Raw genomic sequence first — 18,029 nt, forward strand, 5'->3', positions numbered from 1 at the left:
GGCATTCTAGAGGAGTCTTAGCAAAGCTGACAACCAGCAAAATGTGTCTCTCGTTTGCAAAAGTTGACGTCCTACCCGCCCTGAAAGGACAGGGGTTCCCGCGCAAAATTATTCGAGCGCTTCTTTTAAGGTCAGGTGAGATACTCAAACTTCAAGAAGAAAACGCATCGACAATCGACCCATGACACCAAGATGGCAGCATTTGGCGTGATCGCGATATCGACTACCAGTTTGATACAAAGTATGGGACTGAGTGCGCATCTTAGTCATTTTTTTGTCATAATTGCTCGCTAACTTGTAACACCCACACTTTCAGTCGATGATCTAACCTGCCTGCTAAAAAAATCCAGTATCCGTCACAAGCCGGCCGGCTTGATCAACACGGATCTATGATGTGAGGAAACTTGTATGCCCCTAAGTCACGAGCCAAGCGAACAACCAGAACAAGAAGCGCCCCAAGGCATCTTAGAAGATGCACCCCTTGCCGCCATTGATCTAGGTTCTAACAGCTTTCATATGGTGTTGGCGCGTGCTGTACAGGGGGAGTTGCGTGTTTTGGAGCGCCTAGGAGAAAAGGTGCAGCTCGCCGCAGGTTTAGATGAGCACCATTGTCTGACGCCTGAAGCACAAGAACGTGCCCTCGCTTGTTTACAACGTTTTGCGCCTTTTCTTAAAGGGATTCCCAATTCCAATATCCGTATTGTCGGCACCAATGCCCTACGCGCTGCGCACAATAGCCACGAATTTTTGCCACAAGCAGAAGCTATTTTGGGCCAAAGTATTGAGATCATTGCCGGCCGTGAAGAAGCACGCCTGATTTATTTAGGGGTTTCACACACACTTGCAGATAATGGCGGCCAGCGTTTAGTCGTTGATATTGGTGGTGGTAGTACAGAATTTATTATTGGTGCTAAGTTTGATCCTATTGAGCTAGAAAGCTTACATATGGGTTGTGTTTCCTATATGCAGCGTTTCTTCCCTGATCAACAAATCAACGCGAAAAATTTTGAACGCGCTGTTGTGGCTGCCCAAAGTGAGCTCCTTAATATTGCCAAACCGTTTAAAAAGTTGGGCTGGCAACAAGCGGTCGGTGCTTCCGGCACGATTAAAGCCGCTGCCCAGTTATTATTACAACAAGGTTGGGGTGATGGCTCTATTACCGCAGATGGCCTTGCCAAGTTAACCAAGCTGATTCTTAAATATAAACATGTCAAGGATTTAGATTTTGGTGGTTTAAAGCCAGAACGTGCAGCAGTTTTACCTGCCGGTTTGGCAATACTACAAGCAGTTTTTGTCACCTTTGATTTACAACAGATGTTCTATTCGGAAGGAGCATTGCGCGAAGGCTTACTCTATGACCAAATCGGGCGCAATAATCATGAAGATGTACGCGAACGCACAGTCGCAGCCTTGATGGAACGTTACACCATCGACAAATTACAAGCCGCCAATGTTGAAGCCACTGCAGAATTTGCCTTGCAACAAGTGCGCGAAGTGTGGGGATTAACGCCCACGCATTTGCAACAAAAACTCCGCTGGGCCGCGCGCCTCCATGAAATGGGCCTTGCGATTGCACATAGTCAGTTCCACAAACACGGTGCTTACTTGTTGCAATATTCTGATCTTGCTGGTTTTACCAAACCTCAGCAAGCCTCCTTAGCGGCTTTAGTACGTGGTCATAGACGTAAATTCCCGCTCAGTGATTTTCGTCAACTTAACCCAGGGTTGCAGCCACAATACACCCGTCTTGCTATCTTGCTGCGTTTGGCTGTGTTATTGAATCACTCCCGCCCTGAAGCGCCGATTCGTAATTTCCGTCTTAAAGTACAAGCAGAACAAATTATTTTAGAGTTCCCCCCTGAATGGCTTGCAGATCAACCTTTACTACAGGCAGACCTTGCCCAAGAAGCTGAATATTTAACGGCTGTAGGTTGGCAATTGAGCTATCAATAGCAATCAAACACCCCAAGGGCGAGTGAGTGTACAAAAGTCTGGCTCGCCCCCTTTTGCTCATGCTGCAAGTGCGCTAAAGTGAAACCTCTTCTTCTCTTTTGATACCTAGTGCTTGTTTGCGGAGTTTGCTCCATGTCACAGATGCGTTATCGCTTCACGCCTGATCTCCAACTTTTTGATTTTGAAGCTTTCCGAACGGCATTAGCAACTGCGCCTCAGCCTATCCCTCTTTTTAAAGCCGCGCTGACCCAAGTCCAACAAGGTCTAGATGCGCGCTTTCGTGCTGGTGCAGATATCCGTGATTTAATCCATGGCCGAGCTTGGTTTATGGATCAATTACTTGCGGCAGCTTGGTATCTATTTGATTGGCCTGATGATCATATTAGCCTGATTGCTGTCGGCGGCTATGGTCGTGGTGAGTTGCATCCCAAATCAGATATTGATTTGCTGATTTTATTAGGCGATGAAGAAGATACGCCTTATCGGGAACATATTTCCGCTTTTATTACTTTTTTATGGGATATACGTTTAGATATTGGCCATAGTGTGCGATCTTTGCAAGATTGTATCCGTGAAGCCGCTGCAGATATCACGGTTGCCACCAATTTATTAGAAAATCGCACCCTCGTTGGTAGTGATCAACTCCGCCAACGTATGGTCGCGAGCCTAGCGCAAGAACATATGTGGCCAAGCGATGCATTTTTTGAGGCCAAATGGCAAGAACAAATTAGCCGTCATTATAAATTTAATAATAGTGAATATAATTTAGAACCTAATATTAAAAGCTCCCCTGGTGGCTTACGTGATATTCAAATGATTGGCTGGGTGGCAAAACGTCATTTTGGGGTTACCAGCTTTGATGATTTAGTCGAACGCAACTTTATTAGTGACACTGAGTTAAGAATTCTCACCCAAGGACAAGCCTTTTTATGGCAGGTGCGTTATGGATTACATATGTTATCTGGGCGTTCTGAAGATCGATTATTATTTGAATACCAACGCCAATTAGCAGAACTTTTTGGTTATAGTGATAATGATGAACGTCTTGCTGTTGAGCAATTTATGAAGCGTTATTATCGTGTGGTCATGTCCTTAGCTGAACTCAATGATGTGTTATTGCAACACTTTGATGAGGTCATTTTAAGTGGTCAACATAGCGAAGAAATTACCACCCTCAATAAACGTTTCCGTATTCGCAACGGTTATATTCAGGCCAATAACAGCCAAGTCTTTGAGCGTCATCCCTTTGCGCTACTAGAAATTTTTCTGCTGATGGCACAAAACCCTGAGATTCAAGGAGTGCGTGCGAGTACCATTCGCGCGATTCGCGATCATCGTCATTTAATTGATGAAGTCTTTCGGCAAGATTTACGCAATCTCAGCCTGTTTATGGAACTCTTGCGTTCAGAAGGTGATGTTGCACGCCAGTTATCACGCATGACTCGTTATGGCGTGTTAGGTAAATATTTACCCGAATTTGGCCATGTGATCGGTTTGATGCAGCATGATCTTTTCCATATTTATACTGTAGATGCGCATACGTTAAAATTGTTAAGATTTTTGCGTGAATTTCAAACTCCAGATGCGCACGAGCGTTTTCCAGTAGCCAGCCAGGTGATTATGCAACTCCCTAAAATCGAGCTGCTTTACATTGCTGGTTTATATCATGATATTGGCAAAGGGCGCGGTGGTGACCACTCCACCTTGGGAGCAGCAGATGCACAAGCTTTTTGTCAGCGTCATCATTTATCTGGCCGAGATACGCGCTTGGTTTGCTGGTTGGTCGAGCATCATTTATTAATGTCTATGACCGCGCAAAAACGTGATATTTCTGATCCAGAAGTGATTCGCGACTTTGCCATCAAAATGCGTGATCAGGTACATTTAGATTATTTATATGTACTGACGGTCGCAGATATTAACGCGACCAACCCAAATTTATGGAATGGTTGGCGCGCGGCTTTATTACATCAGGTGTACACAGAAACCAAACGTGCGCTAAGACGTGGCCTAGAAAATCCGATTGATAAACAAGAATGGATCGAAGAAACCCAGCAAGAAGCCTTAGCTATCTTGCGTGCTTTAGGGGCAGATGAAGCCCAAGTGGCTGTGTTATGGCAACGCTTAGACGATGATTATTTTTTACAAGATTCGCCCAGTGAAGTCGCTTGGCATACCCAAGGCATCTTACAACATGGTGATAACCCTGACCCTTTAGTGCTCATCAGTGCTCCAACCGATGATATGCGTGAGGGCGGGACCAAGGTCTTTATTTATGCACCCGCGGTCGACCATTTGTTTGCAGCAACCGTGGCTGCTATGGAGCAATTAAACTTAAGTATTCATGATGCACGTATTAGTAGCACTTGCGATCAATACAGCCTAGATACCTACATTGTCCTGGAACAAGACGGCAGTGTGATTCGTGATCCCGAGCGTTTACAACAGATCCGCGTACGCTTGATTGAAGAATTGGATGATCCCGAAGATTATCCTGTGATTGTACAAAGGCATACACCGCGTCAGCTCAAGCATTTTACTTTGCCGACGCAAGTGACTATCAGTAATGATCCAAGTAATCAAAGAACCGTGCTTGAAGTCATTACCCCAGATCGTCCCGGCCTTTTAGCACGTTTGGGACGTTTATTTTTGGAGTTTGGTATTAGTCTACAAAACGCCAAAATTGCTACTTTGGGGGAACGTGTCGAAGACATCTTTTTTATTACCGATGCTGACCAAAGCCCAATTAGTGATCCTGAACTGTGCCAGAATTTACAGGCCCATATTTGCGCTGAACTCGACCGACAAGCGAGCCGCTAACGCGGGTGATATGTAAGTTGGCACTGTGCTTGCTTGTGGATAAGCTTATTTTTTGTTTTGACTGACGTATTTTTATTCTTATGACGGATTCAAGCCCCAGCACCACTTTGCCCTACATTATCGACGTTGAAGCCTCTGGCTTTGGACGAGGCAGTTACCCGATTGAAATTGGGATTGCTCGTCCAGATGGTTCCTTGGCGGCTTGGCTGATTCGTCCTGAACCAGACTGGCAACACTGGGACCCAAGCGCGCAAGAAATCCATGGCATTAGCCGTAACCAACTGGTGCAAGAGGGTTTGCCCGTGGCACAAGTGGCCGATGCTTTAAACGAAGAGCTGCGCGGGCAAACTGTATACAGTGATAGCTGGGGATTTGATAGCAGCTGGATTGCCTTGTTGTTCTATCATGCACACAGGTTACAAGGCTTTAAAATCGATGCGTTAACCAAGCTTTTAAGTGAGCAACAAACCCAAGCTTGGGGGCAAATGAAACACCAAGTGATCCAAGAGCTCAAAATCACCCGCCACCGTGCCAGTTCAGATGCCCATATGCTACAACATACTTTTAAGCGTGCGGCCCATGTCCGTAACCAAGTATAAGGACAGCTAAGATGTTAGATTCACTGAAAACCTATGCGTTAGTTTCTCAGCTGATTGGTTTGGTATGCATTGTGGGCTTGCGTACCTATGATGAAAACACCCTGTATTGGCAAGCTTGGGTGTTAGTGGTGATGATGCTAATTGCTTTTGCAATTGCCATTGCACGCTTGTATCAAGCAAAAAAGCTCGCCAAAATCCATGCCGAACGTCAAGCACGTCTTGCGCAATATCAAGCACAGGACCAGGAAGACGCTTAAGTGATCTCCTAGCAAGCGAGGGCACCTTCTACCCTCGCCCAATACAGGCACGGGTTGATGACGGATTTTTGCTAAGTTTGAAACTGCATTGAAGAGTGATGCATCTCGTGAGACAAGCCGCGTAGATTTCTAGCCGCCTGCGCAATTTGGCTAACTGCCGCGTGAGTTTGTTCAGCCATTTGGGCAATTTGCTCTATTTGATAAGCAAGTTGCTGGCTGACGCCTGCTTGTTCATGGAACGAATCATTTAATGCTTGGATTGATGTCGCTGTCTGACTGGATTTTTGTGTGACATCACCAATCACATCACGCGCATTTTGTGCCAACTGGCTGCCTGTATGCACCTGTTCAGCTTGCGACTGAGTAAACTGGTTCGCTTGTGTGGCGCACTGGGTTACTTTTTGAATCATGGTTTGGATTTCTAAGGTCGCACTTGCGGTACGCTCAGCTAGCTTGCGTACTTCATCAGCAACCACCGCAAACCCTCGTCCTTGTTCACCAGCACGCGCGGCTTCAATCGCAGCATTGAGTGCTAAGAGATTCGTTTGATCGGCAATATCGCGAATAATATTGACCACAGAAGCAATTTGCGCCGACATGGCATCGAGTTGGGCCACCGTTTGGCTAGATTCTTGTGCCAATTCTGCAATCTTATTAATTTCATCATCTAAACGTTGAATCACAGCTATCGCTTCATTGATTTGCTGTGCCGTATGTGTAGAGCTTTGACTGACCCCTTGGGCTTGTTCTGAGACATACTCAATACTGGTGCTTAATTCTTCCATCGACGCAGCCATACTTGATGCAGATTGCGATTGCTGCTGGGCGGCACCGCCGATTTGTTCCGTTGCTGAAGAAAGCTCTGTACTTGCGCCTTCAACTTCTTGCGCCTTATGTTGAATCAAGTGAACCGCGTGACGCAAAGCTGTTTGCATCTGGTAAACATGATGCAAAAGACTATCTGTGGTTACTTGTTGCTGTGTTGCGCGCAAATCCCCCGTTGCAATTTGCTTGACCACCTTAAGCACCGCCAGAGGTTCATCACCTAATATCTTGATTAATAAACGATAACTATACAAAAGACCCGCAGACAAACCGATCAGATTAATCGCCAAGGCTGTCCATACCCAAGTGGTAGCGGTTTGTTTGGCATCCAGCGCTTGATCAACAGCACCTTGGGTTCTTTGGTCAAGCAAGACAAAAAACGCATCAATCGGCTGCATAATTTTGGCTTTTTCTTGATGGTAAGCTTGATCATGCATCAAACGTCGTGCCAGTTCGGGGTCAGGCGGGCCTTGACGGGTAAAGTCACCATTTTCGTCAGCAAAAAGGCCCTTCATTGCTTTCATCGCGATGGTTTCTGTCCTAACTAAACCATCAGAATTCGCTTTGGCTTGGTTTAACTTGGCAAACTCAGCGTCAGAAAATCCCGCTTCTTTCATCAAGTCTAAGAGGGCAACTTGGCGGCCCGATGGGCGAGGTTGATTTTGACCGGCAGCAACAAAATCCCAGTAAATCCGCTCATAAGCCTGAGGCATCGGCTTTTCACCATTACGAATTGCTAGAATATCCCAGTATTGTTTTTCGTAGCTATCATCCCCAGTAACGACATAAGTACGTGCTAAACGGGTTAAATCATCTGAACTTTGGCGGAGCATGTCCGCCAATAAATAGGATTGGTAGCGTTTCGCACTTGCCGCCGCCAGCTCGTCGGAAGCACTTGATAGTTTGGTTAAAGCCCCCAAAATCAGTAATAACAAAAGTGTCGAGAAAACAATCAAAGCAAGAAAAATAGCACGCACCCGTACCCCAGACATACTCACTCCTTTATTATTGTTAACTTTTATTACCGCAAAATGTCAGACAATTGATTTTATGCGACCTGCCGATAAAGCGGCAATTATTAATTTTGCACAAATGAATATCAGTCTAAAAAAATATAAATATGTACAATAACACCTAGGTTGCTGGGTTGATCTGATGAGCAAAGATCTTATCTGCTTATAACTCAGCTATAATGCCGCACACTTTCAGCAAACAGACTTTGATCACCTATCAACAACTCACTGTAGGGAACCAAGCCTAGTTCGCTTGATTCTGAATCACGTATTGATGGGTAAAACAGATTCTTTCTTGATACATCTTACTTCATCCATCACAGATCCAGGTTTGACGGGGTGTTTGACCCCAGTGGAATAGAACCCAAATACAGGTAAAGACCTATGCAATGGATACAAGCACTTTTGGCCCTGATAGTGACCTTGGGCATTTTAATTAGCATTCACGAATTCGGACATTTTTGGGTCGCTCGCCGTTGCGGTGTCAAAGTTTTGCGCTTTTCTGTTGGTTTTGGTAAGCCGCTGTGGCGTACCCAAGATCGGCAAGGCACAGAATATACCCTTGCCGCGATTCCTTTAGGTGGCTATGTGCGTATGCTAGATGAACGCGAAGCCCCTGTGCCTGTGGAACTGCAAGCCCAAGCCTTTAACCGCCAAAGCGTGGGAAAACGGATCGCGATTGTGGCCGCAGGCCCTTTAGCTAATTTTTTGTTAGCTATTTTTGTTTACTGGTTAGTTTTTTTACAGGGGATTCAAGTCACACCCCCAGTGATAGGTAAGGTGATCCCTGACTCCCCAGCAGCGCAAGCCGGCTTACAGATACAAGATGAGATTTTAGCCGTTGAGGGTGAGGCAACGCCGAGCTGGCAAGAAGTGAGCTTGAAATTAATTGCGCATCTTGGGCATACCGGCCCGTTAACATTAAGTGTGCAAAGTCATCCGGACCAAGCTCCGCAAGAGGTACAAATCCAAGTCCAACGCTGGCTTGCGGATCAAAGCCAACCAGACCCTTTAGCTGGCTTGGGGATTCAGCCTGATTTACCCCCTATTCCAGCAATTTTAGGAAAAATTCAAGCACAGGGTGCAGCGGCACAAGCAGGTTTACAAGTCGGTGACCATATTCTTTCTGTTGATCAAACTCAGGTAGAAACTTGGCCGCAATTTGTTGAGCTTATCCGCGCTTCTGCGGGACAAGTATTGCAAGTCGAAATCATGCGTGATCAGCAGGTGCAAAGCCTAAGTTTGATTCCTGCGAGCAAGCCCACAGAAGAAGGCGTTTCCGTTGGTTATATTGGCGCAGGCGTGGCACCGTTTGAGACTCAAAAACGTACCCTAGATTATTCACTATTTGGTGCCTTGGGCGCTGCTGTGGCCAAAACGGTAGAAATGAGCCAGCTGACCCTAGCTTCCATCGGTAAAATGCTGACCGGCTTGATTGCGCCAGAAAATCTCTCCGGCCCAATTACCATTGCGAAAGTTGCCAGTGAATCCGCGACCTATGGCTTACAAAGCTTTCTCAGCTTTTTAGCCTATGTGAGTATTAGTTTAGGCGTGTTAAACCTACTACCTATTCCTGTGCTGGATGGTGGGCATTTAGCCTTTTATTTAGTGGAAGCACTACGCGGTGGCCGTCCTTTATCAGAGCGTACACAAGAAGCGGCATCCCGTTTAGGACTCGCTGTCCTTGCCAGCTTAATGTTAATGGCCTTCTATTTTGATTTGATGCGCTTATAAATCCCAGTGAACTGTAACCCATGTTAACCGACTCCTAGGGGTCGGTTTTTTTATGCCTCGCTTTGGTCTATGGGTATGTCAAAGGCCTGTCATAGAAAGCTTACTAAAATGTCATTTCGCCTATGCACAATAAAGCGGCACAGGTGCCAGAGTCAGGAAGGATGCAAATCAATAGGAAAATTAGCCAGTGCTGACATATCTATACTGAAATCTTTGGATAAAGAGGCCAGCAATGCAAGCGTTAGCAAAACGATTTGGCGTACAAGCACGTTTAACAGGGCTGTTATTAATCGCATTTTCAGCCTTAATTTTTGCGATTATTTATTCGGCTAATCTGACTTATCAGGCCGTGCTAGAGCAAAAACGTTTTAAGCTAGGGCAGTTAATGGAACTGGCACTTTCCACCTTAGAATATGCCCATCAGCAAGGCAGCAGCCAAGAAGAAGCTTTACAACGTCTAACCGCCCTCTCCTTTAGCTCAGAGGAGGGAGACAATTATTTTTGGGCAATCAATCGTCAAGGCGAAATTCTTGCGCATCCTTTGTTAGGCACCCAGGCAGCGAGTATTCACCGCTCAGGGCAAAAGATCATTCCGGAAATTTTGCAAGGTCTACAAGGCCGCCATGACTATTCCAGCACCTACCTTGCCCCGAAACAAGGGCACTCAGAACTGGTAGAAAAAATTGGCTACAGTCGCGTGTTTGCACCTTGGGGATTGATTATATCCACCGGCGTCTATCTAGATGATGTAGATACGGCTTTTCGTCAGCAGTTGATTGATATTTTATTGGTCATGGGACCGGTATTTATTGTGATGGCCATCTTATCTAGTCTCGTGGCGCATTCAATTGTCGTACCCATTCAATCTGTGGTAGCCATGCTCAATACTATGGCGCAAGGCGAAGGTGATTTAAGCACGCGCTTACCGAGTGATCAAAGAGGCACCTTGGGCGATTTAGCACGCGCTTTTAATGCCTTTGTCGAGAAAATCCGTGAACTTGTTATTGCCGTAGGACAGTCAGCAGATACCGTCAGTGCCGCCTCAGAAGAATTGTCACGACTCACTGCGCAAAGTGCGGAAAATAATGCAGAACAGGCACGCGAAACGGAACAAGCAGCAGCCGCCATGGAGCAAATGAGCGTCAGTGTGCAAGAAATTGCCCATAATGCCGGCGAAGCTGTGACCAGTACGTTAGAAATTCGTGAAGCCACCCAAACAGGTCAAGGGCGCTTAGATAGAACCATGCACAAGCTAGAATCCCTAGTGGCAAGCATGGATGAAACCCGTGAACAAATGCAGGCACTGAAACAAGGCACAGATAAAATAGGCACTGTATTAGAGGTGATTAGCGGGATTGCCGAACAAACCAATTTACTGGCTTTAAATGCGGCCATTGAAGCGGCCCGCGCTGGCGAACATGGACGCGGTTTTGCCGTGGTCGCCGATGAGGTACGCACGTTGGCGGCAAATTCACAAAAAAGCACCTTGGAAATTCAAGGGATTATCGATGAGCTACGCAACCGGAGTGATTTGTCTTGGCAGAAGATGCAACAAAGCCGCGCCTGGGTAGAAGAGGCAGTTGATGATGCGCAAAGTATGCACGGGGTTTTATCTCAGGTAACCCAAGCCATTGATTGTATTTCAGGAATGAATCAACAAATTGCCAACGCGGTAGAAGAACAATCGAATGCCACAGAAGAAATTAACCGTAATGTAGATACCCTCAATCAACTCAGTGCCATGACAGCCCAGCACGCGCAGGATATTACTCAAGCTAGCTTAGAACTTGCCCAGCAAGCCGAGGCATTGCGTGGACAAGTAGGAAGTTTTAAAACTTGATATCCTCAAGAATCGTTGCATTGTCCTTCCTCGTACTAAACTGGCGAGGTTTAACACGTATTTTGATCATCACGGTAGGTTTGCTGAATGTGTGCTACTTCTTGTGGATGATCGTGCAAAGCTTGAATACAACGGGCATCCAGCTTGCCTAAAGCCAACATACGCTCTAGCTCAGCAAAGGCTTGTGCATTAGACCAAGCCTGTTTATAGGGACGCGCGGTCGTTAAAGCATCAAAAATATCTGCAACACTAATAATGCGCGCAGCCAAAGGCACTTGATCGCCTACTAACCCTTGGGGATACCCTTTGCCATCAAGGGTTTCATGGTGGCTGTAAACCACTTGGCGCAGTAGATGAATATTCGGCAAAGCATCTAATTGGTGAAATTTCACAATGGCATCCACCATTTGCGCTCCCTTGGTCGTGTGCTCACGCATCAAGGCAAATTCTTCTTCGGTTAAACGTGCAGGCTTGTGCAAAATTCGATCAGGAATCGCAATTTTCCCCAGATCATGCAAGGGTGCAAATAGGTAGAGATGCTCCACTTCACGATCATTAAGCGCACCTTGCGCACTTAAATCAGAGGCAATCAAACGCGTGTAATGCGCCATACGTTGCAGATGACTTCCAGTTTCAGGGTCTCTATCACTGGTGATATGCAAAGCCGAACGCACCGCAGCGACAAGGGTTTGCAACGCGAGTCGTTCTTGATGGATCAGTAAGGCAATTAATTGAGAGGCTAGCTCAAGGGTTTGCAAGGTCGCACCGACAAAAGCACGACGCTTACCAGAATTAAAAAATACAAAGCCTAGAAAATCCTTATTGTGTAATAAAGGTGCCGTATAACTACTACACCAACCCTGCTCCTTCACCTTTTGTGTATGGGTTCGTTCTGTTTCTAGCTGGCCAAGATCATGCAAAATGCGCGGACGACGTTGACGCGCGATGGTCATCAAAGAACGTGACATCGACAAAGGCGCCTGATACGCACGTAAAGCGCGGCTTGGGGCACTGGTAGAATAAAAGGTTTTCAGCAGATCCGTTTCCGGTTCATAAATCGCTACTGAAAAGCGCTCAATATGCGGATGCATACTACGCAGGCGTTTCCCTAAGTAACACAATTTATCGGGCAAGTGTTCACGTGCATTCATTTCAGCAAGTAGACTGTGTAGCGCTAGCATCCTATACATCCTTGCATGACTTTAAACCAGTGGGCAAAGATCTTCACTTGGTGACTCTTTATAGAGCAAGATACTCGCCAAGAAATTCCGCATACCCCTAAAGTCGAGCCTCACTTAAGGGAGGAACTTGTGCACTCACCTGTAGCGCAGAGTTCAACCTAAGCTCCACTTGATCCCCCGGATGAAGCTCACCGACGCCTGCTGGCGTTCCTGTTAGAACCACATCACCTGGATACAAGGTAAAATGCTGCGCAATAAAGGCCACCAGCGACAAAATAGGCGTTAGCATGTGTTCACTACTCCCTTGCTGGCGTACTTGTTCATTAATGCGTACTTCTAAAGTGAGCTTATCCCAGCGTAAATCCTCAGTCACAGGAATAAAAGGCGATAAAGGGCAACTGGCATCCCAAGTTTTCGCCACTTCCCACGGGTGGCCTGCTGCCTTAAGTTGATCTTGGCGCTGTCTTAAGGTGAGATCCAACGCCAAACCCAAACCGATAATGGCTTGATTGGCTTGCTCTAAACTCGTGTTGCCTTGTAACTTCTGGCCGATTAACAGCGCGATCTCGCCTTCAAAATGACAACTCCCGCGTCCTTGGGGCCAACGAATCTCACCAGGTAAAGCAGTCACTGCGTTCGCTGTTTTACAAAATAATAAAGGCTCGCTAGGAATCGGGTTATTGAGTTCTTGTGCATGAGCGGCGTAATTGCGCCCCACACAGACAATTTTGCTAATCGGGTGTGGATAAGTTTCTTGGTTAATCCATTGTGCGTAAGGCAAAAAAGAGACATCTGACATACGTCCTCCAAAAAAATCAGTGTGTTTGGATCATCCAGCCAAGGCGAGCAAACTTTGCACAAACCTTTCTTTGTACAAACCTTTACCCAATACGGGCGTGGATACAAGCGAAAACTGTGCAAAGGCTTTTCTTGCATCCACCAGCGTACTGATGTCCTGTTCTTGTGAATAGGGGAAGGCGCTGGTTTTTATCTCACTCACTTTCAACAATTCTTTGTACTTTTGGCGCCTTGTGCTCCTTGGCAAAACTCGAGATACTCAAGTTTTGTGCAGCGCAGAACGCACCCTTAACATTGAGGTATTTCAAGGTGGCCAATAAGCTCCAGCAATTACAACAAATGACACTTGTGGTCGCAGATACTGGGGATTTTACTGCGATTAAGGCACTTCGACCCCAAGATGCCACAACAAACCCTTCGCTTATTTTGCAAGCCGCGCAAGACCCCAACAACCAAGCTTTATTAGCACAAGCTTGGGCAGATGCAGGCAAGCAACCCATGCCAACAGAGGCACGTGCCCAAGCGGCCGTCGATATTTTAGCGGCGCGTGTGGGTTGTGCGATTCAGCAAAGTATTCCGGGCTATGTTTCTACAGAAGTGAGTGCACGCCTTTCTTTTGATACTCGGGCTACTGTAGAAAAAGCACGGCGGATGCTGGATTTATATGCAGGTTTAGGGGGAGATACTCAAAGGGTCTTGGTGAAAATAGCAGCTACTTGGGAAGGTATCCAAGCTGCGCAAATTCTGGAAAAAGAAGGGATTGGCTGCAACCTCACCTTATTATTTAGTTTTGCGCAAGCACGCGCCTGTGCCGATGCGGGCGTGACCTTGATTTCACCTTTTGTGGGCCGTATTTTGGATTGGTATCAGGCGCAATACCCAACCCAAGATTTTAGCGGCTTGCAAGATCCTGGAGTGCAGTCGGTCCAAAAAATTTACCAATATTATAAAACCCACGGCTATTCCACCATTGTGATGGGTGCGAGTTTCCGTAATCAAGGACAGATCGAATCTTTAGCTGGCTGTGATCGTCTCACCATTAGCCCCAAGCTCTTGCAAGCTTTAGCAGAAGATACCGGCCAGTTAACACGCCAACTCCATCCACAAGCAAGTACACAAACACCCGAAGACGCCCTCAATGCCGCTGAATTTCGTTGGCAACTCAACGAAGATGCCATGGCAACGGAAAAATTAGCTGATGGTATTCGACGCTTTATGCAGGACCAACAAACATTAGAAAACCTCCTAGTGCGCACCTTTGCTTAAAGGCTTTGTTCACTTAAAAGCTTTGACGCGCGCTCGTGCAGATGTCTTGGATTACTTCGAAGGCATCTGCAACAAATTCCTTCCTAGGCTTGGCCCGCTTTCTGTTACACTGAAATAACCCTTCTCAGGCAGATTCCTCAACACTTTTACAACAATAAAAAAAGGTAGGCTATGACTATCCTGCATAATTTCATCTTACGTACCCTTGATGGGCGTGATATCAGTGCTGCGCAATGGGCGGGATACCCAGTGCTGATCGTGAATGTCGCCAGCGAGTGCGGCCTCACCCCGCAATACCAAGGTCTACAAACCCTGTATGACACACATCCGGGTTTGATTGTGTTAGGTGTGCCTTGCAATCAATTTGGTGGCCAAGAGCCAGGCAGCGAGGCGCAAATTCAGCAGTTTTGTACGCAAGAATACGGTATCAGCTTTCCTATGTTGGCTAAAACCGAAGTAAACGGCAGTAATCGCCATCCCTTGTACGAATGGCTTGCGGGGGAAGGCTCGCCCTTTGCGGGTGATATTGAATGGAACTTCGCCAAGTTTTTGATTGATGTCCAAGGCCACAGGCGCGCGCGTTTTCATCCGCAAATTACGCCTGAAGATCCCAGCCTACGCCAAGCCATTGCGCAGGCTTTGAGTGAACAAGCAAGCTAGTATCGGTAAACCAAGGCAATAAAAAAACCGCCCGTCCAATCACAAGGTTAGGCGGTTTGGGTTTTACCTAGGCTGCGACGATGACCCGAATCGCATCTAGGTGTACTTGGGTTTGATTCAAGGCTTCTGCTAAGGCTTGCTGGCGAATTTTTAACACTTGTACTTCTTCTTCACGGATACAGGTATTAATCTGCTGCAAAGCATGCAAACGCGCAATTTCTTGTTCTAGCTGTTGATGCATTTGGGTTTGTGCTTTTTCCACCAAGGTAGGCATTTCCGCTTGGGCCAGCTTATCCCCTTGTTCGATCAGCTCACGCAAGATGGGCGCGCGCATTTTAACCACTTCACGCGCGACAGATTTTTTCACCCATTCCAATTGGCGACTTAAACCTTTAAAAGAAACACTAGCCGCTAGATTGCGTCCTTGGGTGTCAAGCAATAAACGTATCCCAGTCGGTGGTAAAAAATTCTCGATATTCAAAGCTTTAGGAGCGCTACAAGCCACACGATAGATCAACTCGACTAACAAAGTCCCCGCAGGAATTTTAGGGTTTTTCAGCGTAGCTACCGCACTATTGCCCATTTGGGTGCTGCTGGTACGCTCCATAAAATTTTCGATCAGGGGATGTTCCCAAGTCACAAACTGCAGATCCTCGCGCGCTAAGGCTTGTTGGCGCGAGAGAGTCAGACTAAAACCTTCTTCATCATGACGAATATTGGCAAAAGCATCGGCTTGCATTTCTTTACCGGGGCGCACATGCAGACTGTGCTCGTCTAAATCGTCGCTATCCACGCCAAAGACATCAAAAGCTAACTCAAGATACTCGCGCAATTCTGGGTCTTTATCTTCTGCAGCCAAAGCAGCTAATAAAGGTTGTGCCAGATGTGACCGATTCGAGCTCAGCTCCAACAAGGTATTGCGTCCTTGATCGAGTTCTTCGGTGAGGTGTTCGCGCGCTTGGGCAACCTCTTGTAAAAAGACATCAAGTGCTTGCGCTCGCTCTTGACGTTGACAAAAGGTAGCAAAATAACGATGCCATAAGGTGGCAGCGGCAGCACTGGGTTGGCGAATACAAGCTAATCCCTGATCGTACCAAGTGAGCAAAGCGTGCTGCCACGAGGCTTGCAAATAAGGAATATGCACTTGGATTTGATGCTTTTGCCCGATACGGTCCAAGCGCCCGATACGCTGTTCTAATTGATCAGGATGCAAAGGCAAATCAAATAACACCAGGTGGCGTGCAAACTGGAAGTTGCGTCCTTCCGAACCTATCTCTGAACAAATCAGTGCAGGGGCACCTTCGTCATCGGCAAACCAAGCGGCGGCACTATCACGCTCAATAATACTCATGCCTTCATGGAACACAGGCACATATAAACCACCCAGAATGCGTAAGGCTTCGGTCAGGTCAATCGCGGTTTGCGCATGTGCACAAATTACCAGCACTTTCTCATCTTGTTCCTGCAAGAGAAAATCTAATAACCAATTTAATCTTGGATCAAATTGCCACCAAGGTTCGGCCTCTTCCGCTTGCAGTAAACTATATAAACGCTCTGGATAAGCCGCATTTAAAGGCCAACTCGCTTTGCAGGCATCATCCACCAGTTCTTGCGCGGTTTCATCCTGTGCCAACTGGTGTAACACCTCCTGATAGGCAGAAGGCATACTTTGTGGATAAGTCAGCAGGGTTCGCCCTGCAAAACCTTGTACATGTGCGCGTCGGTTGCGAAATAACACACGCCCTGTACCGTAACGATCCAGCAAATGCTCAATCAGTTGAGTACGTGCACTTTGTTTCTGTTCCGCGCTAGTTTCCGGGTGACACAAGGTCGCTAATAATTCTTGGCTATCATCACTGTGAATCTTCGCTTGCAGCAAGGCTTGATCTTGTGCAGATAAGTTTTGCCCTTCCAATAAAGCACGCACCGCTTGGGCAATGCTTTGGTAATCGGCTTCCTCAGCACGAAAGCGCTCTAAATCTGTATAACGTGCTGGATCGAGTAAGCGCAGGCGGGCAAAATGGCTTTCAATGCCTAATTGTTCTGGGGTGGCCGTTAACAAGAGGACGCCGCGGCTGTGTTCTGCTAAGCTTTGTACCCCTAAATATTCTGGGCTGGCATAGTCTGGCGTCCAACGCAAATGATGCGCCTCATCGACAATCAGCATATCCCAGGTGGCGCTTTCTGCTTGTTGTAAACGTTCCGGATCATCAATCAGCCAATCCAGTGCACAAATGACCAGCTGACTTTGCTCAAAAGGATTTAAACTCGGATCTTCTTCTTCCAAAGCCTCACAATGGGCATCATCGAGCAAACTAAAATGCAGGTTAAAACGCCGCATTAACTCAACAAGCCATTGATGCAATAGGGGTTCTGGTACCAAAATAAGTGCACGTTGGCAACGCCCTTGAATCCTTTGTTGCTGTAAAATCAGGCCGGCTTCTATGGTTTTACCCAAGCCCACCTCATCCGCTAACAGTACACGCGGGGCAAAACGTTTGCCCACCTCGTGCGCGATATACATTTGGTGTGCAATTAGATCAACACGCGGGGCACGCAAACCACGCACTGGGCTTTGATGGAGGCGCTCTTGTTGGCTTAAAGTCAGATAGCGCAAGTTAAACCAAGAGTTGCGGTCGACTTGTCCGGTTAAGAGGCGGTCTTTAGCCTGTTGTAAACGTAGCCGATGGCTTAATTGGGCTTCAGGGAGTTCGCGCCAATCGCCGTCTTCGGTTTCACCGATATAAATCACATGGCCGTCAATTTCTTTAAGGTCATCTACCTGCAAGCGCCAACCCGCATGGCTTTCAATCACATCCCCCTCTGCAAATAACAAACGGGTTAAAGGGGCATGTTGCGTTGAATAACAGCGTGTTTCATCCGCTGCAGGGAAAAATAAAGTGACACTACGCAAATCAGCAGCAAGCACTAAACCTAAGCCAAGATCCTGCTCAGCATCACTAATCCAGCGTTGTCCGGGGGCAAAAACAGACGACATGATAACCTCAAATTTCAGGCGGGAAATGCAAGAAAGAATATGGTAACTCATTTTGTCGTGCGGCTTGAACAAAATGGCGTGCTTT

Annotated in this window: 13 protein-coding genes; 8 read left to right on the plus strand and 5 right to left on the minus strand. The window is 46.8% G+C overall.

The window, feature by feature from the left end:
• Nucleotides 1-408 precede the first annotated feature (408 nt).
• The 4 genes from ppx to BMX05_RS04205 all read left to right on the plus strand — a co-directional run bounded on the left by ppx (nucleotide 409) and on the right by BMX05_RS04205 (nucleotide 5,629).
• Nucleotides 409-1,953 (plus strand): exopolyphosphatase, encoded by a 1,545-nt coding sequence (gene ppx / locus BMX05_RS04190; protein WP_093308719.1) that lies wholly within the window; start codon nucleotides 409-411, stop codon nucleotides 1,951-1,953.
• A 132-nt stretch (nucleotides 1,954-2,085) separates the two neighbouring features.
• Nucleotides 2,086-4,773, plus strand: coding sequence for a [protein-PII] uridylyltransferase (locus BMX05_RS04195; protein WP_093308720.1), 2,688 nt, complete (start codon nucleotides 2,086-2,088; stop codon nucleotides 4,771-4,773).
• Between the two features lie 80 nt (nucleotides 4,774-4,853).
• A complete protein-coding gene (locus tag BMX05_RS04200) occupies nucleotides 4,854-5,372 on the plus strand; it encodes a 3'-5' exonuclease (protein WP_093308721.1) in 519 nt (172 codons plus the stop codon).
• A gap of 11 nt (nucleotides 5,373-5,383) precedes the next feature.
• A complete protein-coding gene (locus BMX05_RS04205; protein WP_093308722.1) occupies nucleotides 5,384-5,629 on the plus strand; it encodes a hypothetical protein in 246 nt (81 codons plus the stop codon).
• 71 nt (nucleotides 5,630-5,700) lie between these two features.
• On the opposite strand, the gene BMX05_RS04210 is transcribed toward BMX05_RS04205, so the two are convergent.
• Nucleotides 5,701-7,446 carry a methyl-accepting chemotaxis protein gene (locus BMX05_RS04210; RefSeq protein ID WP_093308723.1) on the minus strand — a complete coding sequence of 582 codons (1,746 nt, stop codon included), beginning with the start codon at nucleotides 7,444-7,446 and terminating at the stop codon, nucleotides 5,701-5,703.
• Between the two features lie 405 nt (nucleotides 7,447-7,851).
• On the opposite strand from BMX05_RS04210, the gene rseP reads away from it, so the two are divergent.
• Together rseP and BMX05_RS04220 are read left to right on the plus strand one after the other, a co-directional pair.
• Nucleotides 7,852-9,201, plus strand: coding sequence for an RIP metalloprotease RseP (gene rseP, locus BMX05_RS04215; RefSeq protein WP_093308724.1), 1,350 nt, complete (start codon nucleotides 7,852-7,854; stop codon nucleotides 9,199-9,201).
• 232 nt (nucleotides 9,202-9,433) lie between these two features.
• Nucleotides 9,434-11,041 (plus strand): methyl-accepting chemotaxis protein, encoded by a 1,608-nt coding sequence (locus tag BMX05_RS04220; protein ID WP_093308725.1) that lies wholly within the window; start codon nucleotides 9,434-9,436, stop codon nucleotides 11,039-11,041.
• Nucleotides 11,042-11,091: 50 nt separating this feature from the next.
• Here BMX05_RS04220 and BMX05_RS04225 read toward each other — a convergent pair whose 3' ends face one another.
• The 3 genes from BMX05_RS04225 to BMX05_RS12465 form a co-directional block, all read right to left on the minus strand.
• Nucleotides 11,092-12,222: an HD-GYP domain-containing protein gene (locus BMX05_RS04225; RefSeq protein WP_177166790.1), complete on the minus strand. Its 1,131-nt coding sequence runs from the start codon at nucleotides 12,220-12,222 to the stop codon at nucleotides 11,092-11,094.
• Nucleotides 12,223-12,319: 97 nt separating this feature from the next.
• Nucleotides 12,320-13,021 (minus strand): fumarylacetoacetate hydrolase family protein, encoded by a 702-nt coding sequence (locus BMX05_RS04230; protein WP_093308727.1) that lies wholly within the window; start codon nucleotides 13,019-13,021, stop codon nucleotides 12,320-12,322.
• Between the two features lie 30 nt (nucleotides 13,022-13,051).
• Complete coding sequence (locus tag BMX05_RS12465; RefSeq protein WP_177166791.1) at nucleotides 13,052-13,222, minus strand: hypothetical protein; 171 nt, start codon at nucleotides 13,220-13,222, stop codon at nucleotides 13,052-13,054.
• 107 nt (nucleotides 13,223-13,329) lie between these two features.
• Between BMX05_RS12465 and tal the strand changes: the two genes are divergently transcribed.
• Nucleotides 13,330-14,286, plus strand: coding sequence for a transaldolase (tal, locus tag BMX05_RS04235; RefSeq protein WP_093308728.1), 957 nt, complete (start codon nucleotides 13,330-13,332; stop codon nucleotides 14,284-14,286).
• 171 nt (nucleotides 14,287-14,457) lie between these two features.
• A complete protein-coding gene (locus tag BMX05_RS04240) occupies nucleotides 14,458-14,946 on the plus strand; it encodes a glutathione peroxidase (RefSeq protein WP_093308729.1) in 489 nt (162 codons plus the stop codon).
• A gap of 67 nt (nucleotides 14,947-15,013) precedes the next feature.
• On the opposite strand, the gene rapA is transcribed toward BMX05_RS04240, so the two are convergent.
• On the minus strand, nucleotides 15,014-17,944 hold the full coding sequence (gene rapA / locus BMX05_RS04245; RefSeq protein WP_093308730.1) for an RNA polymerase-associated protein RapA: 2,931 nt from the start codon (nucleotides 17,942-17,944) through the stop codon (nucleotides 15,014-15,016).
• Nucleotides 17,945-18,029 lie beyond the last annotated feature (85 nt).

The organism is Allopseudospirillum japonicum, from assembly GCF_900108915.1.
Classification (GTDB): domain Bacteria; phylum Pseudomonadota; class Gammaproteobacteria; order Pseudomonadales; family Halomonadaceae; genus Pseudospirillum; species Pseudospirillum japonicum.